Origin of the sequence: Streptomyces sp. CC0208, assembly GCF_003443735.1 — a bacterium.
GTDB lineage: Bacteria > Actinomycetota > Actinomycetes > Streptomycetales > Streptomycetaceae > Streptomyces > Streptomyces sviceus.
This window is the reverse complement of sequence record NZ_CP031969.1, coordinates 8,692,874-8,714,824: the sequence shown is the minus strand read 5'-3', so window position 1 is coordinate 8,714,824 and position 21,951 is coordinate 8,692,874. Positions and strand designations below refer to the sequence as shown.

At 69.8% G+C, this 21,951-nt stretch carries 19 protein-coding genes; 9 read left to right on the top strand and 10 right to left on the bottom strand.

Translation table 11 applies throughout. The annotated features are described in order from the left end of the window. Positions 1-27: 27 nt before the first annotated feature. The 3 genes from D1369_RS40025 to D1369_RS40015 all read right to left on the bottom strand — a co-directional run bounded on the left by D1369_RS40025 (position 28) and on the right by D1369_RS40015 (position 3,230). Positions 28-1,650 (bottom strand): tannase/feruloyl esterase family alpha/beta hydrolase, encoded by a 1,623-nt coding sequence (locus D1369_RS40025; protein ID WP_118083044.1) that lies wholly within the window; start codon positions 1,648-1,650, stop codon positions 28-30. Between the two features lie 169 nt (positions 1,651-1,819). Beyond that, positions 1,820-2,554: a cytochrome b/b6 domain-containing protein gene (locus D1369_RS40020; protein WP_082319345.1), complete on the bottom strand. Its 735-nt coding sequence runs from the start codon at positions 2,552-2,554 to the stop codon at positions 1,820-1,822. Continuing rightward, entirely contained in the window at positions 2,502-3,230 is a 729-nt protein-coding gene (locus D1369_RS40015; protein ID WP_205574504.1) for a molybdopterin-dependent oxidoreductase, read from the bottom strand. The genes D1369_RS40020 and D1369_RS40015 overlap by 53 nt, the downstream gene beginning before the upstream one ends. Before the next feature lie 402 nt (positions 3,231-3,632). Here D1369_RS40015 and abc-f point away from each other — a divergent pair, with 402 nt between their 5' ends. The 4 genes from abc-f (at position 3,633) to D1369_RS39995 (ending at position 8,611) form a co-directional block, all read left to right on the top strand. Then, complete coding sequence (abc-f, locus tag D1369_RS40010; protein ID WP_007379536.1) at positions 3,633-5,267, top strand: ribosomal protection-like ABC-F family protein; 1,635 nt, start codon at positions 3,633-3,635, stop codon at positions 5,265-5,267. Positions 5,268-5,362: 95 nt separating this feature from the next. Next, complete coding sequence (locus D1369_RS40005) at positions 5,363-7,057, top strand: ABC-F family ATP-binding cassette domain-containing protein (protein ID WP_118083184.1); 1,695 nt, start codon at positions 5,363-5,365, stop codon at positions 7,055-7,057. Between the two features lie 111 nt (positions 7,058-7,168). Further along, positions 7,169-7,732, top strand: a complete 564-nt coding sequence (locus tag D1369_RS40000) for a CGNR zinc finger domain-containing protein (RefSeq protein ID WP_118083043.1) — start codon at positions 7,169-7,171, stop codon at positions 7,730-7,732. Positions 7,733-8,047: 315 nt separating this feature from the next. Continuing rightward, entirely contained in the window at positions 8,048-8,611 is a 564-nt protein-coding gene (locus D1369_RS39995) for a hypothetical protein (RefSeq protein ID WP_007379539.1), read from the top strand. A gap of 185 nt (positions 8,612-8,796) precedes the next feature. Here D1369_RS39995 and D1369_RS39990 read toward each other — a convergent pair whose 3' ends face one another. The 5 genes from D1369_RS39990 to D1369_RS39970 all read right to left on the bottom strand — a co-directional run bounded on the left by D1369_RS39990 (position 8,797) and on the right by D1369_RS39970 (position 12,016). After that, a complete protein-coding gene (locus tag D1369_RS39990) occupies positions 8,797-9,243 on the bottom strand; it encodes a VOC family protein (protein ID WP_037898665.1) in 447 nt (148 codons plus the stop codon). A 90-nt stretch (positions 9,244-9,333) separates the two neighbouring features. Further along, the gene (locus D1369_RS39985; protein WP_007379541.1) at positions 9,334-9,531 is read right to left on the bottom strand and encodes a hypothetical protein; all 198 of its coding nucleotides are present in this window, start codon (positions 9,529-9,531) and stop codon (positions 9,334-9,336) included. Between the two features lie 60 nt (positions 9,532-9,591). After that, a complete protein-coding gene (locus tag D1369_RS39980; RefSeq protein WP_007379542.1) occupies positions 9,592-9,942 on the bottom strand; it encodes an Ohr family peroxiredoxin in 351 nt (116 codons plus the stop codon). A 76-nt stretch (positions 9,943-10,018) separates the two neighbouring features. Beyond that, positions 10,019-10,216, bottom strand: coding sequence for a hypothetical protein (locus D1369_RS39975; protein WP_007379543.1), 198 nt, complete (start codon positions 10,214-10,216; stop codon positions 10,019-10,021). Positions 10,217-10,573: 357 nt separating this feature from the next. Beyond that, complete coding sequence (locus D1369_RS39970) at positions 10,574-12,016, bottom strand: aldehyde dehydrogenase (protein ID WP_007379544.1); 1,443 nt, start codon at positions 12,014-12,016, stop codon at positions 10,574-10,576. 292 nt (positions 12,017-12,308) lie between these two features. Here D1369_RS39970 and D1369_RS39965 point away from each other — a divergent pair, with 292 nt between their 5' ends. Both D1369_RS39965 and D1369_RS39960 read left to right on the top strand, forming a co-directional pair. Next, complete coding sequence (locus D1369_RS39965) at positions 12,309-13,385, top strand: alpha/beta hydrolase (protein WP_007379545.1); 1,077 nt, start codon at positions 12,309-12,311, stop codon at positions 13,383-13,385. A 282-nt stretch (positions 13,386-13,667) separates the two neighbouring features. Next, complete coding sequence (locus D1369_RS39960; protein ID WP_037898666.1) at positions 13,668-14,528, top strand: alpha/beta hydrolase; 861 nt, start codon at positions 13,668-13,670, stop codon at positions 14,526-14,528. A 148-nt stretch (positions 14,529-14,676) separates the two neighbouring features. Here D1369_RS39960 and D1369_RS39955 read toward each other — a convergent pair whose 3' ends face one another. Next, entirely contained in the window at positions 14,677-15,477 is an 801-nt protein-coding gene (locus tag D1369_RS39955; RefSeq protein WP_037898667.1) for a GNAT family N-acetyltransferase, read from the bottom strand. A 530-nt stretch (positions 15,478-16,007) separates the two neighbouring features. Then, positions 16,008-17,552, bottom strand: a complete 1,545-nt coding sequence (locus D1369_RS39950) for an MDR family MFS transporter (protein ID WP_118083042.1) — start codon at positions 17,550-17,552, stop codon at positions 16,008-16,010. 196 nt (positions 17,553-17,748) lie between these two features. Here D1369_RS39950 and D1369_RS39945 point away from each other — a divergent pair, with 196 nt between their 5' ends. The 3 genes from D1369_RS39945 (at position 17,749) to D1369_RS39935 (ending at position 21,886) form a co-directional block, all read left to right on the top strand. After that, positions 17,749-18,237, top strand: a complete 489-nt coding sequence (locus tag D1369_RS39945; RefSeq protein WP_037898669.1) for a TetR/AcrR family transcriptional regulator — start codon at positions 17,749-17,751, stop codon at positions 18,235-18,237. Between the two features lie 335 nt (positions 18,238-18,572). After that, positions 18,573-18,881, top strand: a complete 309-nt coding sequence (locus tag D1369_RS44810) for a hypothetical protein (protein ID WP_162951050.1) — start codon at positions 18,573-18,575, stop codon at positions 18,879-18,881. Positions 18,882-19,231: 350 nt separating this feature from the next. Then, positions 19,232-21,886 (top strand): glycosyl hydrolase, encoded by a 2,655-nt coding sequence (locus tag D1369_RS39935; RefSeq protein ID WP_118083041.1) that lies wholly within the window; start codon positions 19,232-19,234, stop codon positions 21,884-21,886. Positions 21,887-21,951: the final 65 nt, after the last annotated feature.

Genomic DNA, 21,951 nt, shown 5'->3' with positions numbered 1-21,951 from the left:
GTCGGTCCCGGGTGGTCGGCGGTCAGGTCAGTGCCGGCGCGGGGAGACGCACGTGAAGCTGGAGGCGGCGGCCGGGTCGCCGTGGCCCTTGTAGCGGGACACCTGCGGGTACCTGCAAAGGTCGCGGGAGACGCTCTGCCCCTGGGCGTTGACCAGCGTGGCGGGCAGGGTCCTGGGCGCCTTGCCGTGCTCGACCCAGGCGGTCAGTGCGGCGAGGCCGTCCGCCGAGCCGTCGAGGCCGTTGAGACCGCAGTGGTTGGTGCCAGGGGCGAGGAAGAGACGGTAGAAGTCGTCCACCTTCTTGGTGCCGCCCAGCTCCCGCTCGACCTTCTGGCGGTACTGCACGGTGCCCTGCGCGGGGATGAACTGGTCGGCTTCACCGTGCCAGGTCAGCAGCTTGCCGCCGGACTCGCGGAACGCCGACAGGTCCGGGTCGTCGGTGCCGATGACCTTGTCGTACTCGGCCTGGGACTGCTTGAACAGCTGCGTGAACCGGCTGTAGGTGATCTTCGAGAGGTCGAGGGACGGGGCCTTCGCCACCCAGAGTTTGACCCAGGCGGCCGGGACCGGGAAGGGCGTGCCGACGACGTTTCCGTCGGCGTCGGGGTCGGTGTGCGCGGCCAGGGACCAGATGTCGGCGCCGACGGGGACGCCGTACCACAGCTTCTTGCCGGTGGCGGTGCGTGGACCGTCCCAGATCTTGCGGACCACGGCCGCGTCGGCGGCGGTGACGGTCAGTTCCCTGCCGTCGCACACGACCTTGGTGCCGACCAGCCGACGCGGGTCGTAGTCGCAGCGTGAGGCGTCGTTGACCAGGCCGTCCCTGACGCCGTCGAGGGGGTCGCAGGCCTTGACGGCGGCCTTGGTGAAGGCGGCGAACTCACACTGGGACGGGTAGGTCTTCTCGTTGTTCATGACCACCTGCGGCCACAGGGTGGCGACCTCGAACTCGTCCCAGTTGACGGCCGGAGCGTCGGCGAGGATGCCGTCGTAGTCGCCGGGGTGGCGCTGGGCCTCCATGTAGCCCTGACGACCGCCGGTGGAGCAGCCGATGAAGTACGAGTACGCGGGACGCTCGCCGTAGAGCGCGTCGACGACCTCCTTGCCGACGACGGCTGCCTCGTGCTGGGAGCGGGAGGCGAAGTTCTTCAGCAGCGCGGTGTTGACCTGACCCTCGCCGTTCAGGGCCCAGCTGGTGTCCAGGGCGTCGCCGACACCGGCGTCGGTGGAGACGGCGGCATAGCCGTTCTTCACCGCGGTGCCCAGACCGACGTTGTTGTCGCCGGCCAGGTAGGCGGCACCGCCGAGCCCTTGGAAGCGGCCGTTCCAGCCGCTGACGGGCAGCCAGGTGCGGACTTTGGCGTGGTCGTTGCCGCCGGGGTGGGTGAGGGTGACCGTCACCTCGCAGTAGGCCGGGACGCCGGAGACCGAACCGCCGAGGGCTCCGGTGCCGGCGATGGTGCCGCCCTCCTGGCCGATCGCGGTCACGGACTCCACCCTGGTGCCGGCCGGCGCCTTCACGGACGGTGCCATGCAGGTGAACGGGGTGGCAGCGGAGGCGTCCTTGGTTTCCGCCGAGGCAGTCGGCAGGTACACCACCGCAGCCAGCGGAACACTGGCCGCGAGGACAGCAAGCAGTCGTCGTCTCATGGGTTTCCCATCCAGAAAGTAGGTGTGCGTCCGGCCTCGGCGACACATGTGCACAGCGCATGAGGTGGGCCGGTTGTTGATCTATATGTTTTCACCGGTTAAAACGGTGACTAGGGGGTGTGGGTCGCCATTCGAGAAGGAACACCCACAGTCAGTTGACGGCCTGTACCTATGACTGTCGGCCGGGCCTGCCGGGGGCACGTGGGGTCATTCGACGGACCTTCGCATCCTCGGCACCGTCGCCCACCCGTTCCTCAGGCAACCACCGCGAGTGGTACCGCTGCGCCCACGAGAGGCTGACGTACCCGGTACGCATCCCCGACCGCGCCTCGGGGTCCTCGAACGCCCTGCGCATGTGCCCCAGGAGGACGAAGGTGATCGCCCAGGCCAGAATGTCGTGCACGAAAATCGCGCTGGTGCGGGAGATGAAGGGCAGCAGCCCCATGAACCACATCAGCAGGCCGGTGAACATCATCACCAGCACGGCACCGGCGATCCAGCCCGCGTAGAGCTTCTGACCCGCGTTGAACTTGCCGGCCGGGCGCGCTTCGGGCGAGGTACGGCGCCTGCGGACGGCACGCAGCCACTGCCGGTCGTACACCGCGAACCGGTTCAGCCTGCGCAGGTCCGCACGGAAGGCGGGTGAGAGGAGCCCCAGCAGGACGGGCAGCGGCAGCGAGATGCCGGACCATTCGTGGACCGTGACCATCAGGTGGCGCCGGCCGACGAGTTGGGCCAGTGGCCCGAGATAGAGACAGGCGGCGGAGACCAGGCACAGCAGCATCAGATATCCGGTGGCCCGGTGGACCAAGCGCTCAGCGGTGCTGAAACGACGTACCCGGCCCTCGCGTTCAGGCCGCGTCGCTGTTCCGGTCGGCTTCGTCGAGCCAGCCGTCGACCGCATAACCGCGCTCCTCCCAGTAGCCGGGAACGACCTTGTCGGTGACGGAGACACCGGACAGCCACTTGGCCGACTTGTAGAAGTACATGGGGGCCACGTACAGGCGGACCGGGCCGCCGTGCGCGTGGGTGATGGGTTTGTCCTGCATGTTCAGTGCCACCAGGACGTCCGAGCGGCGGGCCTGTTCGAGGGTGAGGCTCTCGGTGTAGGCGCCGTCGAAGCAGGTGAACCGGATTGCAGCGCTCGGCGAACGCACCCCGGCGTCGTCGAGGATGTCCGCCAGCCTCACCCCCTCCCAGGGGGTCTTGGCCACGCGCCAGCCGTCAGTGCACACGACATCGTGGACGACCCGGGTCTGGGGCATCGCACGCAGCTGGTCGAGCGTGTACGTCTTCGGCCGGTCGACCAGTCCGTCGACCCGCAACATGTAGTCGGTCTCGCCCTTGTGCGGGACCGAACCGACGACGCTGTAGTACCGAAAGCCGCCCGGGTCGGGCAGCAGGCCGGTCAGGCCGGTGGCGTCGACCTCCGAGGCCGCGGCGAGGAACCCCTCCCAGCCGCGCTGGAGGTACGGCGCGGCGGCCAGTCCGGCCGCGCCCGCGCCGAGCATGCCCAGCATCGCCCGCCGCCCGACCGGTGCACCCCCGGCCCTGGGCTGGGCTTTCGGCTTCTCCACCATGGTGTGCGCCCCTTCCGGCACATGTGACCTTTGCCTGGCCACGCAACTGACTTTTGCCCGGCCATGCCACATCGTCACCGGTTTAACTGGTGACGATGCTGCCATGCTGCCACGGGGCTGTCAACGCAGGCCGTGCCGTCCATGCACACGTATGAGCTCGGCCGACGGCAACACCGCCTGCGAACGAGACGGCGGATGTTAGACTCCCGGGGACGTTGACCGTCGATCGAGGAGTCACAGACGTGGTGGGTGAAGACGACATCTCCGGGTGAGATCCGGATCTGACGGCCACCGGCGGGCGCTGAGGAGCGCTGCCGAGGTGGTCCGTTTCGTCGTACCCCTTTCCCCGTCTGCCCAGGGCAGGTAAACAGCTCTGCCCTCAGTCCTTTCGAGGTCACCTCCATGTCCGACGCCGCGATCGTCTGCTCGAATCTCTCCTTCGCCTGGCCCGACGACACCCCGGTCTTCCAGGACCTGTCCTTCACCGTGCCCACCGGCCGCACCGGCCTGGTCGCCCCCAACGGCTCCGGCAAGAGCACCCTGCTCAAGCTGATCGCCGGTGAACTGGAGCCCGCCACCGGCTCGGTGTCCGTGAGCGGCACCCTTGGCCACCTCCCGCAGAGCCTGCCCCTGACCGGTGACCTCACCGTCGCCGAGGTGCTCGGCGTGGCCACGGTGATCCGCGCCCTGGACGCCGTGGAGTCCGGCGACGTCGACGAGAAGCACTTCGCCACCATCGGCGACGACTGGGACATCGAGGAACGCACCCGCGCCCAGCTCGACCGCCTGGGCCTGGCCGGCCTCACCCTGGACCGCAGCCTGAGCACGCTCAGCGGTGGCCAGGTCGTCTCCCTCGGCCTCGCCGCCCAACTGCTCAAGCGCCCCGACGTCCTGCTGCTCGACGAGCCCACCAACAACCTCGACGTCGAGGCCCGGCACAAGCTCTACGACGTCCTCTCCGACTTCACCGGCTGCCTGCTGCTGGTCAGTCACGACCGCGCGCTGCTCGACCGCATGGAACGCATCGCCGAGCTCGGCAGCGACGAACTGCGCCTGTACGGCGGCAACTTCACCGCCTACGAGGAGGCCGTGCGCGCCGAGCAGGAGGTCGCCGAGAAGAACGTCCGCAACGCCGAACAGGAACTGAAGCGCGAGAAACGGGAGATGCAGCAGGCCCGCGAACGCGCCGAGCGCCGGATGAGCAACGCCTCCAAGAACCTGAAGCACGCCGGGCTGCCCAAGATCTTCGCCGGCAACATGAAGCGCGGCGCGCAGGAGGCGGCGGGCAGGTCCGGCACGATGCACGCCTCCCGCGTCGGCGAGGCCAAGGCCCGCCTCGACGAGGCCGGACGCGCCCTGCGCGACGAGCAGCGGCTCACCCTGGAACTGCCCGACACCCAGGTGCCCGCAGGCCGCAATCTCTTCCTCGGCAAGGACATGCAGGTCCGCCTCGGGAACCGGAACGTGTTCGCCGAAGGCGGCGTCGACCTGACCGTCCGCGGCCCCGAACACATCGCCCTGACCGGCCCCAACGGCGCCGGAAAGACCACCCTCATGCGCCTGATCACCGGCGAACTCGCCCCGGACAGCGGGGAGATCAAACGCAACGACGGCCGCGTCGCCTACCTCTCCCAGCGCCTGGACCTGCTGAAGTCGGACCACACGGTCGCCGAGAACTTCGCCGCCTTCGCCCCCGAGCGGCCCGAGGCGGAGCGCATGAACCTGCTCGCGCGCTTCCTCTTCCGAGGCGCGCGGGCCCACCTTCCGGTCGGGGTGCTCTCCGGCGGCGAACGGCTGCGCGCCACCCTGGCCTGCGTACTGTGCGCCGAACCGGCTCCGCACCTGCTGCTGCTCGACGAGCCGACCAACAACCTCGACCTGGTCAGCGCCGGCCAACTGGAGAGCGCGCTCAACTCCTACCAGGGCGCCTTCATGGTGGTCAGTCACGACGAGCGGTTCCTCGCCGCGATCGGCGTGAACCGCTGGCTGCGGCTGGCCGACGGGGCACTCAAGGAGACGGGAGCTCCCGAGGTGTGATCCACCGACGTGTGACGTGGCCCGCGTCCGAGGCGACATGCCCCGCGGGCCGAACACCGATCACATTGGACGGTCCCCCTGTGCCTCAGTCCCCCCTGCCCCAGCCCGCCCTGCTCGCCCTCGACCTCGTCCGCACCCTGGGCGGACGACGCGTTCTCGACGGCATCTCCCTGACCGCCTCGCCCGGCCACCGCATCGGCCTGATCGGGGAGAACGGCGTCGGCAAGTCCACCCTGCTGCGCGTCCTCGCCGGCACGGACGAGCCCGACGCGGGCAGCGTCACCCGCCCCGCCGACCTGGGGTTCCTTCACCAGGAGATGCCCTACGACGCCTGCTCCACCATCGCCGTAGTGCTGGACGAGGCGCTGCGCGAGGCCCGCGAGGACCTCGCCGAGCTGGACCGGCTCGGCGCGGAACTCGCTTTGCTCCCGGAGGACGATCCCGGCCACCAGGACCTCCTCGACGCCTACGGCAGGCGTCTGGAGCAGGCTCAGGACCGCGAGTCCTGGGACGCCGACCGTCGCGCGGCCCTGGTCCTGGACGGTCTCGGCCTCGGCGCGTTCGGGCACGAACGGACCCTCGGTTCCCTCTCCGGCGGTCAGCGCGGCCGTCTCGCCCTGGCCGCCCTGCTCGTACGCCGTCCGTCGGCGCTGCTGTTGGACGAGCCGACCAATCACCTCGACGACGGCGCGGCCGCCTTCCTGGAGGAGCAGATCCGCGCCCTGCCCGGAACCGTGGTCCTCGCCAGCCACGACCGGGCGTTCCTCGACGCCGTCTGCACCGACGTGATCGACCTCGACCCGGCGGTCGACGGGCCGGTCCGCTACGGCGGCAACTACAGCGCCTACCTGTCGTACAAGCGCGCCGAGCGGGAGCGCTGGGAGCGGCGTTACGCCGAGGAGCAGGAGGAACTGGCGGAGCTGCGAAAGGCAGTGGGAGTGACCGCGCACCGGGTCGCGCCGGACCGGGGCCGCACCGACAACGAGAAGATGGGCTACGGCCACCGGGCCGGGCGGGTGCAGAATCAGATCTCCCGCCGGGTCCGCAATGCCACCCGGCGACTGGAGGACCTGGAGCGCGCCCAGGTCGCGGAGCCACCGCGGCCGCTGCGGTTCGCAGCCGGGGACATGGCCGCGCACCGCGAGGAGGACTCCGGTCCCCTGCTCTCGCTGCACGGCATCCGGGTGCCGGGCCGGCTCACACTGGGCTGCCTGGAGATCTCACCAACCGACCGGCTGCTGGTCACGGGCGCCAACGGCGCGGGCAAGTCGACGCTCCTCGCCGTGCTCGCCGGCCACCTCCCGGCCGAGGGCGAGGTGCGTCGGCGGCGCGGGCTGACGGTGGGGTTGCTCACTCAGGACACGGATTTCGAGCAACCCGATCGCACGGCCCGCGATACCTATGAGCAGACGCTGGGGGCCCGACGGGCCGAGCAGGTGCCGCTGAGCTCGCTCGGCCTGATGCACGAGGCGGACCTGGACAAACCGGTCGGCCACCTGTCCGTGGGCCAGCGTCGGCGTCTCGCCCTGGCCCTCCTGGCCGCACGCCCGCCCCAGCTCCTCCTCCTCGACGAGCCCACCAACCACCTTTCCCCACGGCTGTGCGACGAGCTGGAAGCCGCCCTGGGGCCGGGACCCGGCGCGATCGTCGTCGCCAGCCACGACCGCTGGCTGCGCCGCCGATGGCAGGGCCGCGCAGTGCGCCTGGAGCGCGGAGCCGGGGCCCGGGAGGAGGCGGGCCCGTCCCTCGTCGGCCGCCCCGTCGAGGACTCTGACCTGCAGGGCAGTTGACCTGCAGGGCCGTATCTGCTGTCGTACGATCGCGAGGGGCGCCGCCGGTCTGAACCGTCTGAAGCGGTGACGGTTCTTGCATCCCCACACGTCACCTGTCAAGATGGTGATGTGAATCTTGACCATGTCTTCGTATGCGGGCACCCGGCTCTCGACTTCGCGGCCACGCTCCGGGCCCGACGCTCGGCCCGGTTCGAGATGTTCGTGACGCCGGAGCGGCTGAACGCCTGGTACCTGGAGTCCGGGCTGGTGGACACGGTCACTCCCGGCGGGGAGGACGACGTCCGCGAGGCCACGACCGTGCGTGAGGCCGTCTACCGGCTCGTCACCGACCGCAGGCTCGGCGATGAGTTCAACCGGGAGGCGCTCGGCGTCCTCAACGCCGCCGCACGCAAGACGCCTGCGACGCCCCAGCTCACCCTGTCGGGCCGGCACACCGACGCGACACCGGAGCAGGCCCTGGCCACCGTCGCCCGGCAGGCCGTCGAGCTGCTCAGCGGCCCCGACGTGCCACTGATGAAGGAATGCGGCAACCCCGAGTGCACCCGGGTCTACATCGACCGTTCCCGGGGCATGCGGCGCCAGTGGTGCGGCATGGAGTCCTGCGGCAACAAGATCAAGGCCGCCGCGTACCGGGCCCGCAAGAAGTCGGCACCCGCGGCCGCCGCCCGCTGACCCCTCACCCGAGCGCCCGCGGTCCTGGCGAACGCGGGGCTCCGCGCGCGGCCACGGTCTTCAGGGTCCCGCGCAACCTGTTCAGCGGCAGCCGTCGAGATCAGCACACCGACGGCTGGGCCTCGGTTCACGACGCGGCAACACACCTCAGGTGGCGCAGTGGGGGGCCCAGCGCGCATACATGCTTCTAGGACACACTTACCGGACAGTACCTACGAAGGGCGCGAGCCATCTGGCGCTGGCACTCGTCCACACGCGGCCCTCGGGCGTGGGTACCATGCGCACATGTCAGTCATACCCAGGGAGTGAACGGTTGTGACCAGCCAATCAGCCGCCACGCTCCGGTCGCGGTACGTAGCGCAAGCCGCATCGGACCTGGAGGAGAACCGTCGGCGGCAACAGGAGCTGGCGGAGAGGATCAACGTCCTGAAGCAGGAGGAAGCCCTTCTCTCGGACATCCTCAACCTCGCCGAGCGGTACGCGAGTTTCGCGGACGCGTCCCGTGTGCCGGAGCAGTCGCAGGACGAGCCGCCCGTCGCAAAGGCGAAGCGGGCTCCCGCCGGTACCACCGCACGGCGCTCGGCGTCGGCCAAGTCCGCCCCGGCCACCAAGACGGCGAAGGACGGAGCGAAGGCCAAGTCGCACCAGCCGCTGCTCGGTGATCTGTTGGCGGAGCTGCTCGGCCAGTACAAGGAGCCACGTCCCGCGAAGGAGCTGCGGGACGAACTCCTGGCCAAGCACCCGGACCGCAGTCCCACCCCGCAGGTGGTGCGCAACACCCTTGAGTCCCTGGTCGCCAAGGGCCGTATCCGCCGCCACAAGCAACAGCGTTCCGTCATGTACACCCTGGTCAAGCAGGGCGGGACGGACACCGACTGACACCGGCAAGGTGTGAACCTTGCCCACAGGGCGCGAACCCCCGTCGGTGCGCCCCTTCCGGTGAGTCCGCCGGGACGGGGTGGGCGCTCCAGCTCGACGCGTCGTCGTTCCAGTCGGCGGACATGCGATTGGTGCGCGATGACTGCCTCGCCGTTCAGCGGCCGGTGGGGTGCGGGCGGACGGGCTCAGCGGCCCGGGGCGCGCTCGGTGATCTCCTGAAGGAACCACTCGTTGCCGTCGAGGTCCTTGAAAGCGGCGAAGGTGCCGTAGCTGGCTCGCTCGGGGTGCACGCCGGGCACCCGATGGGTGTCACCGGCGTGGTGGAAGGCGCCGGTCTCGTCGCGGAAGGGGCCGACGACCTCCACACCGCTGGAGGTCAACTCCTCCTTGGCCTTGAGGATGTCGGTGACGGTCAGCTGAAGGCCATGGAGCGTGCCGGCCTCCTGCTCGGTGAGGCCCTTGCCGAAGATCACCGAGCATGCGGACCCGGGCGGGGTGACCTGAACGATCCGGTAGCCGTCGTTGATCGGGAAGTCGGCGTCCAGGCGCCACCCGAGCTGCTCCACGTAGAAGCCCTTGGCCCGCTCCACGTCGGAGACGGGCAGGATGACGACTTCGAGCTTCATGTCCACGGCTGTGCTCTCGCTTTCGGGTGGTGTGTTTGTCCGGGACCCGGTTCTGCGTCGGGTACTCAGTTGCCGACCAGGCGGTCATGGCGCCGGTCAGAGGAAGGCGGAGGGAGACGGGCCGTACCCCCAGAGGGCCGCGCTCTCCGTCCAGTTCCACACCCGGGTGTCGGTCGGCCAGTCCCGGTCCTGCGGCCTCACCGCGTTTCGGGACGGCCGCTCGCCGGTGACACCGGCGCCATCCGAGCGGGGGCGAGGGGCGATCCGTACGTAGGTGTGTGTCGTGGCGGCCATGTCCTGTCCTCGCTCTTCGACCGGCGGTGCGGATGCAGATACGGATTGGGGGGGAAGGTTTCAGGCGGCGACGCCGGCGTTGACGGTGACTGGGATGTTGTCGCGTGTGGCCTTGGAGTACGGGCAGATCTGGTGGGCGGCCTCGGCGAGCTCCTGGGCGGTGGCCTGGTCGACGCCGCCGAGGACGGGGTTGAGGACCGCGGAGAGGGAGAACCCGCCGTCGTCGCCGTGGGTGAGCGTTATCTCGGCGGTGATGGCCGTACTGGTAAGGCGGATCCTGCGAGTGGTGGCCGCGCGGCGCAGGGCGCCGAGGAAGCAGGCGGCCCAGCCGGCGGCCACGGAGGAGCGGACCTGGCCGCCGTTGCGGCCTTCTCCGTCGACGTCGACAACGGCGGTGTAGCTGACTGCCATGGCTGATGCTCACCATCTGGGCCGGAAGGTCTTCGGACTCCGGTTGAGCCGAATGTCTACGACTCGACTCGTGCGCCTACAGCCCCAGGTCGAGGGCGAGGCATGAGTAGAACTTCCACGAGCCTTCGGGGTCGTACGATCCGTTCGCCCTGCCGGCCGGATCGGCTTCGACCGCTTCGGTCATGTCGTCGAAACGTATGCGCTCGGGAAGCTTGCCGAAGCGCGCGTGTCGAACCGCCGCCTCGGCAGCTTCCGTGGTGAGTCCCTTGTTCATGACCGTGCTCCACTTCGTCGATCGCGGACGGCGTCCCGCTTGCCCTGGACAGATCTCAGCATGCCCCTCCATGCGTCACCCGTCAAGCCGGTGACGAAGGAGGATGTGAGTCGCCACACCATGGCGTCGGCCCTCGAGCACCGCACGTCAGCCTGTCCGTCCAGAGGTGACCGCGCGGGCAGTACCCTTCAGCTGCCCCAACGGCCGCTCCCCCAGGTCGCATAGGTCCTCCCGGTGGTACCGAAGGAGCCCCCGGGCAGCACTGCACGGGTGAGATTGGCTCCCCACTGGCTGGTGCTGGGCACTGACGACCAGAGGCGTGTCGGCGTCAAGCCTTCCGGTGCGTACGGTTCGGGGTCAGACGGTGATGGTCTTGTACTCGGTGTAGGTGCCGAGGCCGACTGCCCCGTACTCCCGGCCGATCCCGCTCGCCTTGAAGCCGCCGAACGGGCCGTCGAAGGCGACGGAGGCGCCGTTGACCGTCACAGTGCCGGTACGGATACGACGGGCCACCGCCAGGGCGTGCTCCTCGTCGGCGGACCAGACGCCGCCGGACAGGCCGTACTCCGAGTCGTTGGCGATCCGGACGGCGTCGTCCTCGTCGTCGTAGGCGATGACCACCAGGACCGGGCCGAAGATCTCCTCCTGCGCGATCCGCATGGAGTTGTCGACGTCGGCGAAGACGGTCGGGGTGACGTAGTTGCCCTTCTCCAGGTCCTCGGGGACCTGAGGGCCACCGGTGACCAGGCGGGCGCCCTCCTCGATGCCGAGTTGGATGTAGCCGCGCACCCGTTCCTGCTGGTCGGGGCGGATCATCGGGCCGATGAAGGTGTCGGGCTCGTTCGGGTCGCCGACCTTCAACGACTCGACCAGCTCCTTCAGGGCGGCCACCACCTCCTCGTACCGGCTGCGCGGGGCCAGGATGCGGGTCTGGGCGATGCAGGACTCACCGTTGTTGAGCAGCGAACCGAACTTCAGGCCCGCCACGGCCCTGTCGATGTCGGCGTCCGGCAGGATGACGGCGGCGGACTTGCCGCCCAGCTCCAGACTGACCCGCTTGAGCTGCTCGCCCGCGATCGCGGCGATACGGCGGCCGGCCCGCGTCGAGCCGGTGAAGGCGATCTTGTCGACATCCCCGTGGGAGACCAGGTACTCGCTGGTCTCCCGGTCGGCGGGCAGCACGCTGATCACGCCCTCGGGCAGGCCGACCCGCTCCAGCAACTCGGCCAGGAAACCCATGCTGAGCGAGTTCTCCGGAGACACCTTGAGAATCACGGAGTTACCGGCGAGCAGAGCGGGGATGATCTTCGAAGTGGCCGATGAGAACGGCGAGTTCCACGGAATCACCGCGGCCACGACGCCGACCGCCTCCCGGCGCACCACACTGCGCACCGGGGACTGGGGGTCGGAGGGCGCGAGCGTCTCCTCCCAGGCGAACTCCTCCGCCGCCCTCAGATAGGCGTTCGCCTGCCGGGTCAGGCCCGGCTGGCCGGCCCGGGTGAACCAGCCCGCCGAACCGTTCTCCAGTGAGATCAGCCGCGCGACACGCTCCGCGTTCTCCTCACGCAGCGCGTTGAACCGCCGTAGGGCGGCGATGCGCTCCGCGGGCGGAGTCAGGCGCCACACACCCTCCTCGAATGAGGCTCGTGCCGCGGCTACCGCCTGGTCCACGTCCGCCGGTCGCGCCTGTACCGCACGGCCGATCACTGACCGGTCGTGCGGCGAGGGGATGTCGAGCGGTTCCGGGTCGCTCGGCTCGACCCAGCTGCCTCCGACGAAGAGCCGGTCGTAGGTGATCATGCGCTTCTCTCTTCCCGTGCCTCAGGTACTTCAGGTGCAGTTCCTTGACCGCTCCCTCTAATTGTCACTTCAATGTAGCACTTCAGGCATCTATATTCTCAAGGTGTCTCACAAAGCTGGACCTTCTTCCGCACCACAGGCGCTGTTGAGAGATGAGAGCGGGCGAGAGGTTGGAACACCTGCCATGCTCGTCACCTGTTTGACAGGTGACGAGCACTGTGCGAGGGTCGCCTCGCCGCAGGCTTACCAAGCACGGGCCGGGTCATCGGAATCGCACGACGGAGGACCAGACATGATCAACAGGCGTACCTTCAGCAAGGCCGTCGGCCTGGGCACCGGCGCGGCCGCGGTCTCGCTGGCAGGCCTGCAAACCAACGCTGCCGCCACGACCGCCACGACCGCCTTGGACGAGCCGGGCGGCGGCCCCACGCCCGCGGTGCCCAGCATCACCCCCGGCACCCACACCGAGTTCGGCACGCTCAAGCACGTCAAGGCGGGTGTCCTGGACATCGGTTACGCCGAGGTCGGCCCCCAGCACGGCCCGGTCGTCGTCCTCCTGCACGGCTGGCCGTACGACATCCACAGCTTCGTCGACGTCGCCCCGCTCCTGGCCGACCTGGGCTACCGCGTCCTCGTCCCGTACCTGCGCGGCCACGGCAGCACCCGCTTCCTGTCCCGCCACACCCCGCGCACCGCCGAGCAGTCCGCGATCGCGTTGGACATCATCGCCTTCATGGACGCCCTGAAGATCGAGAAGGCCGTCCTCGCCGGTTTCGACTGGGGCTCGCGCACCGCCGACATCATCGCCGCCCTGTGGCCCGAGCGCGTCAAGTCCCTTGTGTCCACCAGCGGTTACCTCATCACCGACCGCAAGATGCAGCTGGAGCCCGCCGCTGCGGGCGTGGAACACAACTGGTGGTACCAGTGGTACTTCGCCACCGACCGCGGCGTGAAGGCCATGGAGAACGTCGACGAGCGCATCGCGCTGTGCCGCTACGTGTGGACCCTCGTCTCCCCCAACTGGAACTTCTCCGACGCCACCTTCGCGCGCACGGCCGATGCCTTCAGGAACCCCGACTACGCCGCGATCGTCCTCTACAACTACCGCTGGCGCATCAGCCTGATCGACGGCGACCGGCGCTACGACCGTTACGAGAAGCAGTTGGCCGCACAGCCCTCCATCGGGGTCCCCACCGTCACCCTCGACGCCGCCCTCGACCCGTTCACCGCACCGGGCGACGGGTCCGGTTACCGCAGCCACTTCACCGGGCCCTACCTGCACCGGACGATCGCGAACATCGGTCACAACCTGCCACAGGAAGCACCCACCGTCTTCGCCCAGGCCGTGGTCGACGCCGACCGCCTCTGAGGGGCGGCCAGTTCCGAGCGCCGGCAGCCTTCAGGTGTGGGGGCGCAGGTACATCCCGTCGCGGCCACCGAGCGGCCCGGCCCTCAATCACCCACCGGCGGGGACAGCCTGTCCACGTTGCACGCGCTGCTGCCTGGCAACCGGCGTCCGTGATCCGCTCCGCCCGGAGCCGATCTGCATGCTGATCTGCATGCCAGATTCATCACCAGTCAAAGCGGTGACTGGATCCGGCGAGACCGAACACCGTAAGTACCGAGAAGAATTTCCTGAGAGGGGTTTGTCGTGGTGAGTATCAAGGGTGGACGCAAGCGGCTGTTGACGGGGGCGGTCGCGACGGCCGCAGCGGGGCTCGCGCTCGGCGCGTTCGCCCTCAGCGGCACCGCCAACGGCGCGACCGAGACGGCCGATGCTGCCGGAGCGGCCAAGCACGCCAAGCCCACCATCATCCTGGAGCACGGAGCCTTCGCCGACGGATCCAGTTGGAACGGCGTCATCGCCGACCTGCGCGCCGACGGCTACCCGGTCGTCGCCGCCGCCAACCCACTGCGCGGCCCGGCCTCCGACGCCGCCGCCCTGCGCACGGTCCTCGACCACGTCAAGGGACCGAAGATCGTCGTCGGCCACTCCTACGGCGGCAACGTCATCAGCGCGGCCGCCACAGCCGCACCCGAGGTCAAGGCTCTGGTCTACGTGGCCGCCTTCCTGCCCGCCCCCGGCGAGAGCGCCCTGGAGCTCACGAACAAGTACCCGGGCTCCACGCTCCCCGCCGCCCTCGACCCGGTCACCTACCAGCAGGCCGACGGCTCCACCGCCACCGACCTGTACATCCAGCAGGACAAGTTCCACCACCAGTTCGCCGCCGACGTACCGGCCGGGCAGGCAGCCCTGATGGCCGCCGAGCAACGTCCCATCGCCCAGGCAGCCCTGGAGGAGAAGGCCACCACCGCGGCCTGGAAGACCAAGCCCAGCTGGGACATCATCACCACCGAAGACCTCAACATCCCCCCGGCCGTGCAGCGCTTCATGGCCAAGCGCGCCCACGCGCACACCACCGAGGTCGCCGCGTCCCACTCCGTCGCCGTCTCACACCCACATCTGGTGGCCGCCGTGATCGAGCGCGCTGCCCGCGCAACTGTCCGCTGACACCCCTAGGAGGGCGGCGGGACCGGCCAAGGGTCCCGCCGCCCTCGGGCAGCACGCCGGACCTCGTCCCCTGAACCCGCAGGCCGTCGTGTACAGACAGACCATGCGCCACGCCCGGGAGCGAGAGGTCCCTCAGGGTGGCCTGGTCTCAGCCCTTGAGCGCATAGAAGCGCATCGGGGAGTTGGGCTCGAAACCGATGCGCGGATACACCGGTGCCCCGGCGGCGGTCGCGTGCAGGGTTGCCCTCGTGAGGCCGGTGGCGCGGGCACCCTCGTACAGCGCCTTGCGGGTCACCGCCTCGCCGTAACCGCGGCGCTGCCAGCCGGGGTCGGTGGCGACGAGCACGACGAAGAGCCTGCCCTGGGCCTCGACGGTGGCGGCGCAGGCGACCGGTGTGCCGTCCCGCAGCGCCAGGTACGCGTACACCTCCTGCTTCCACAGGGCGGAGCCGGCCAGTCCGTCGCGGCCGTCCTCCAGGGGGAAGCCGTAGGCGCGTGAATTGAGGTCCGCGTAGGCCAGGAGGTGTTCGTCGGTGGTGACCCGCTCGAACGTCAGGTCCGGGTGGTGGGGTTCAGGGATGGGCAGCAGGTCGCCGGCCATACCGGTGCCGGGGAAGGCGTAGGCCAGGCCCGCGCGTTCCGCGGCCTCTTCCAGGGCCGCGCGTGCGTCGTCGGCGAGCAGATCCTCGAACAGCCACAGGAAGCCCGGTTGCCGTTTGGACCCCATGATGTCCGCCGCCTGTCGCAGCCGCTTCTCCAGGAGCGTCGCGTCGGTCCCCGTCTCGGTCAGGGTGACCGCGTTCCAGAAGGCGAAACGGCAGTCGGCCCAGCGGACGGCGAGCCCTGGCAGATCCCGTACGTCGGCCTGTTCGTCCCGGTCGAGCACCATGGCACGCCAGCCGGTGGTCAGCTGGGACACGGATTCGATCGCGGCGGTCAGGTTGCTCACAGCAGTCCCTCGTTTCGTCGTGTCCTGCGGAATGTTCTGCACCGGGTACGACGATCTTTGCCTTCCGGGGTGCGGCGACACCGCTGTTCACGTCAGAGAGCGTCCAGTTCCGGACAGCCCCGAACCGCAGCTCGGCCAGCCCTCGATCAACGCCTGGGCGCCGAGCCCTGAGTGACACGGGCCGCGGCGGAGCGGCGGGCCGGCGGCCACTCCGCGTCGACGGCCGCAAGGCCGGAGGTGCACCTGTACCAGGCCCGGCTGCGCACTCCGGTGGCGGACGGCACGGCACGGCACCCATGTGGTGGCCGAGAAACGTGGTCCACGGGCCCACCGCCAGGTCTTTGACGGCGTCGGCCCCGCTGTGGGCGCACCGACTGCACTCGTTGTAGGACACCCAGCTCAAGCGGCTTTCGGAGGCGACTCCGCAGGACAGGACAGCGACGCCTGGCCCGCGTCGTGGGCGCCCGGAGCGCTCCGTCGGCCGGCACCCGGTGGGGTGTCGGCCGGTCAGGGGCATGGGAGCCGCCGGGTCAGGCGGCGGCCTGGACGGAATCCTTGGCAGGCGCGGGGTCCGAGTGGTCAAGGGCGGCGGTCTCGCCGGTCCTGAGTGCCGGCTTCAGGAACAGGGCGAGGAGAACCCCGACGGCGAGGGCGGGCGCGATCCAGAGATAGCCGCCGGCCGTGGCGTGGGCGAAGGCGTCCAGTGCGGAGTCACGCAGGGCACCTGGCAGCCGGCCGATGGTGTCGGGACGGGCTGCGTCGAAGCCGCCGGCGGTCGGCAGGCCGCTTGTGCGGTCGGCGAAGCCGGTGTTGAGGAGGGTGCCGAAAACGGCGACCCCGAAGGCGGCGCCGATGGAGCGGGCGAAGGTGACGACGGCGCTGGCGGCGCCGAGGTCGGCGGCGGGCACGCTGTTCTGGACGGTGGTCAGCACGACCATGGGCACCATGCCGATGCCGACACCGGTGATCAGGAAGTAGACGCTCAGTACGAGGGCGTTGGTGGCCGCGCCGATGGTGCCCAGCAGGAGCAGCCCGGCAAGGTTGGCGACCAGGCCCGCCAGGAGGATCGTCCGCAGCCGACCGACTTGTGCGGCCCAGCGTCCGGCCAGGGACTGGCTGACGACCAGACCGGCGACCAGAGGCAGCATGTGAACGCCGGAGAGAGTGGCCGAGACTCCGTGGACGATCTGGAGGTAGGTCGGCAGGTAGACCAGCACGGAGAACATCGCGGCGTTGGCGAAGAAGGCGATCAGCGAGGAGAACACCACGGTCCGGGAGGCGAACATGGCCGGCGGCAGGACCGGGGCGGCGGCGTGACGCTCCACCGGCACCAGCAGCACGGCCAGCACGATGGTGGCGGCGATCAGACCGACGATGGCCGGCGAGCCCCAGCCCCAGCGCTCCCCGAAGGAGGTGACGAGCACCAGGCCGGTGGCGAGGGCGGCCAGCACGGTGGCGCCGAGGTAGTCGACGCGGGCCCGGGTACCCCGAGTGGCGGCGGGCAGCGCCCGGGCGGCGATGGCCAGGGCGACGATGCCGACCGGCAGGTTGATCAGGAAGGCCCAGCGCCAGGACAGTTGATCGGTGAAGACGCCGCCCAGCAGGGGGCCGACGATGCTGGCGACACCGTAGACCGAGCCGAACATGCCCTGGTAGCGGCCACGTTCACTCGGGGCGACGATGTCGCCGACGAGGGCGAAGGTCAGCACGATCATGCCGCCGCCGCCCACACCCTGCAGCACACGGGCGCCGACCAGTTCGGCCAGGTTCTGTGCCAGGCCGCAGGCCACGGAGGCGATCAGGAAGACCGAGGTCGAGGCCAGATACAGCGGCCTGCGGCCGAACATGTCGCCCAGCTTGCCCCACAGAGGTGTGACCGCGGTCGACGCGAGGAGGTAGGCGGCGCTGACCCATGCGATGTCGTCGAAACCGTTGAGGTCCTCGGCTATCCGGGGCAACGCGGTCGAGACGATCGTCTGGTCCAGGGCCGCGAGCAGGACCGCCAGGACCAGCGCGCTCATCGCGGCGGCGACACCACCCGCCCTGGGTGAGGAGGAGTTGTCTGCCTTCGTCATCGGAAGCACCCTTCTAGAGACTCATCAATCTGGCACTAACAGATCTTTCTGTCACTAGAATGTAGCACTTAGAGAGGAGCCTTCTACTCCCGAGAGGCGCTAGATGTCTCAGGCATCACATCTCGCCACTAGAATCAGTGCGGTGAGAGCCGATGCAGCGCGCAATCTCGAAGCCGTCCTGACCACAGGCGCCCGCATGCTCGCCGCCGACCCCGGCGCGAGCATCGCGAGCATCGCGGCCGAAGCGGGGGTCGACCGGCGGACCGTCTACCGCCGCTTCGCCTCCCGCGAAGACCTCCTGGCGGCCATCTACGAAGCCCGTCTCACCGCCATCGAGCACGCCATCGAAGACGCGCGGCTCCGCGAGGCACCCGTCGCCGTCGCCCTGCACCGCTACGTCGAGAACATCATCACCGTCAACCGCACCTGGCCGGTCGACCTCGCCCGCATGCTCACCGACCACAGCGTCCACGCCCGGCGCGATGCGGCCGTCGAGGAGGTCGACACCTTCCTGCGACGTGCCACGGACGAAGGCCTGCTGCGCTCCGGTCTGCCGCAGGGCTGGGCGAGCGTGCTGCTCCCCCAGCTCATGCACCTGGTCTCCCGCCAACTGCCGGAACTGAGCGCGGGACAGGGGGCGGACGTCGTCGTCGACACCCTCCTCAACGGCCTCGGGACTTCATGACAGACCGGCGGGCCGACCCGTTCGGCAAGGGAGACGACTGTCCGCCCGCAGTCCACGAACAGCTCGTGCGCGCCCGCACGCCCGTGCGCCCGCATCCACGGCGGCCCGCGCGTAGTCGACGTACTGGGCGAGGGTGCCCGCTGCGGGCATCCGGCCGCCCGGCTCGGTCCTCGCGCCGGTCAGCCGGGGGTTGACACGGAGCGCCATGCGCAGGGCGGAGGGGTCGCGGCCCGCTTCGCCTGGGAGGCGGACTGGTCCGCCTGCGCGGCGCACCCACGCGCGACCCCGGCGGAGTGCTGCGCGGCCTGCGCCGAGCGGGCTGCCGACTGGGCCGCGTGCTGCGCGGACGCGGTCGTCTTCCTGGCCGTCCCGGCCGACTCGGCCGACTCCGCGACGGATTCCTCGACCTGGTCGAGCGCTCCACAGCCGGTGCCGAGGCGATCGTCTACCGGTCGATGACGACGCTCATGACCGCCGCCTTGCCCGGCAGCGTCCTGCGCGAGCGTGAACCGGCCCGACGCCGACTCGACCAACCTGCCCCGGACCACCAGGCGCTTCGCCTCGACCGCAGCGCTCGGGCCTTTCACGGCGCGCGGTCCAGGCCGAAACAGGCGGCCATCTCCTGGCACGTCAAGGGTCCTTGACCGAGCCGGTTCCGCTCCGGCGAGAGTTGCAGGATGCGCTGGCAGTCCGCCGGACAGTGGCGACTGGGCCAGTTCCGCGCGCCCATCGACTTTGCCGGCGTCCGTCGGGGACTCCCGCCCGTGCCGCGGACCGCCGGTGTCCTCTGCCGAACAGCCGCTACGGGCCACGGACTTCGACACCCTGTGCAAGGAGCGGTCGACGTACAGCAGCATGGAAAAGCCCCGACGCTCCAGCTGCGCACGCAAGTGGCAGGTTCTGGTCAAAGACTTGCCAAACCCCCGAATGCTCCGTCCCGCGCGTGGTCGGGTCTCCACCGACGGCTGTATCACCGCCCGCTCGGGAGGACCTGGTGTCAGCACCAACTCGCAGAAGACGATGGCTCACGACCTGCGCCATCACCGCAACCGCCGGGCTCATCGCGCTACCCGCGAGCGCCGCGCCCGGCCGACACGACAGCAGCCCCTTCGGGGCTCGCGCCCTCGCCCAACTCGCCGCTGAGCGGCAGCAGTCGGTGGGTGCCATGAGCCCGAAGACGAAGGAGGACGACGGCGACGACGGCAACGAGGCCGACGAGATCGCCGAGGGCGCGGACCAGTACGCCGAGGCCCGCACCTCGCCCGGCATCGTCGCCCCGGGGGCGTACGGGGCCGCATGGAGCAGCCTCACCAAACTGCCCAGGACCGGCGGCAGTTGGCGCAACGTCACCGACCTGCCGTACAACTCCGACGACCCGCGCTATCGCGACATCGACTCCAACTCCAGCGGTGGCTCGGGCAATGTCACCGGCCGGATGGCCGCGGTGGCCGCCGATGACGACGGGTACGTGTACGCGGGCAGCGCCGGTGGCGGGGTGTGGCGGTCCCGCAGCGGCGGTGGACACTGGCAGCCCATCAGCGACCGGCTTCCCTCACAGTCGACCGGCGCGCTCACGCTCGACAGCGGCGGACGGCTGTGGCTGGGTACCGGCGAAGCGACCACCAACGCGGACGCCTACCTCGGCAGCGGTGTCTATGTCCTGTCCGACCCGCACCACGGCACGTTCTCCACACGCAGCCGGGTCGGCGGCCACGAACTGGAGTCCACCACCATCCGCCAGCTGCGCTTCGGCGGCGGCAAGGTGTGGGCGGCGACCAGCGAGGGCGTGTGGAGTCACTCCACGAAGAAGCTCAGCGGCGCCTGGAAGCTGGAGTACGCGCCCAACCCCGACTATCTTCCCGGCGGTTCGAAGGCCGACGACCCCGACGCCGCGTACAAGAACATCACCAACGACATCGCGATCGACCCGAAGAACCCCGCCAAGGTGGTGCTCGCGGTCGGCTGGCGCAGCGGTGACGAATACAACGGCTTCTACACCAAGGTGAACGGCACCTGGACCAGGATCACCAGCGGCTTCGGTGACCTGCCGACCGACGCGGACAACGTCGGCAGCGTCACCTTCGCCCGCTCCGCCGACGGCTCGCGCTACTACGCCATCGACCAGTCGCCGGAGCAGCTGAACACCAACCCTGACAGCGGTCTGGAGGGCATCTACGTCTCCAAGTCCGGCTCTCCCGGCGGCCCCTGGACGAAGATCGCCGACTACCAGGGCCTGGCCGCCTCCGGCTCGGCGCTGACCTCCCCGGGTTACATGCCCGGCGTGCAGGCCTGGTACAACCAGTTCCTCACCGTCGACCCGGCCGACCCCGAGCACGTGTACGCGGGCCTGGAGGAGGTCTACGAGACCAAGAACGGCGGGGCCAGCTGGTCGACCGTCGGCCCGTACTGGAACTTCGGTTTCCCCTGCTGGAGCATCGACCCGGCCAAGCAGAGCGGTGACTGCAACCCGACCACCCACTCCGACCAGCACGGCGTCGCGATCGGCCGCTACCACGGCAAGAGCTTCGTGTACGCGGGCAACGACGGAGGCGTCTACAAGCGCCCTGTCAACGGCTCCCAGGACTCCTCCGGGCACGCCACCGACTGGACCTCGCTCAACGACGGCACCATCGACACCCTTCAGTACTACTCGGTCGGTGTCGGCAAGGACCTGGACCACGGCGGCGTCTCCGTCACCGGCGGTCTGCAGGACAACGGCCAGTCCGTCCTGCGCAGCAACGACAAGGTGATGGGCTCCAACTTCGGCGGCGACGGCGGCGACACCCTCACTGACCCCGCCAACGGCTGCAACATCGCCGAGGAGTACGTCTATCTCGCCATCCAGGTGACCCAGAACTGCGCCGTCAACGACGGCAGTTGGATCGACGACCCGAGCAAGGCCACGTCGTACGGCGTCGCCCCGCCCGACAACGCCACCGGCGAGGCACGCTTCATCGCACCGCTCGCGGCCGACGCGAAGAACAGCTCCACCTGGATCGCCGGCGGCCGTCACGTCTGGGTGCAGACCCACGGCTACGCCATCCGCAGCGGAGACGAGTGGAAGAGCGTGTACGACCTCGGCGCCGGCCACACCGCGACCGCCGTCGCCGCCTCGGGTGGCAAGGTGTACGCGGCCTGGTGCGGTCCCTGCAACAACCAGGGCTTCGCCCGCGGCATCTCCGTCGGGAACGCCGACGGCACCGGCTGGCACGACATCGCCCTGCCGGCCACCGGCGCGGACGGCACCGTACCCAACCGCTACCTCAGCGGCTTCGCCATCGACCCGAAGAACGCCGCCCACGTCTACCTCACGGTCAACGGGTTCTCCCGGCAGTGGACCGAGGGCCCGGGTGCCGGCGTCGGCCACGTCTTCGAGTCCAAGGACGGCGGCACGACCTGGAAGGACATCTCGAAGAACTTCCCCGACGTGCCGGCCGACTCCGCGGTCGTCACGCCGAACGGCGGCCTCGTCGTCGGCACCGACCTCGGCGTCGTCTATCGCGCGCCCGGCCGTACGAGTTGGCAGCGCGTCGGCTCGCTGCCGGCCGTCGCCGTGCTCCAGGTGAAGCTGAGCCCCGACGGGCGCACGCTGTACGCGGCCACCCACGGCCGCGGCATCTACACGATCAGGGTGCGCGACTGCGACTGAGACACCAGCGACTGAGACACCAGCGGTGTCGCGATGGTCGCGGTGAAGGGGTGATCCCGGTTTCC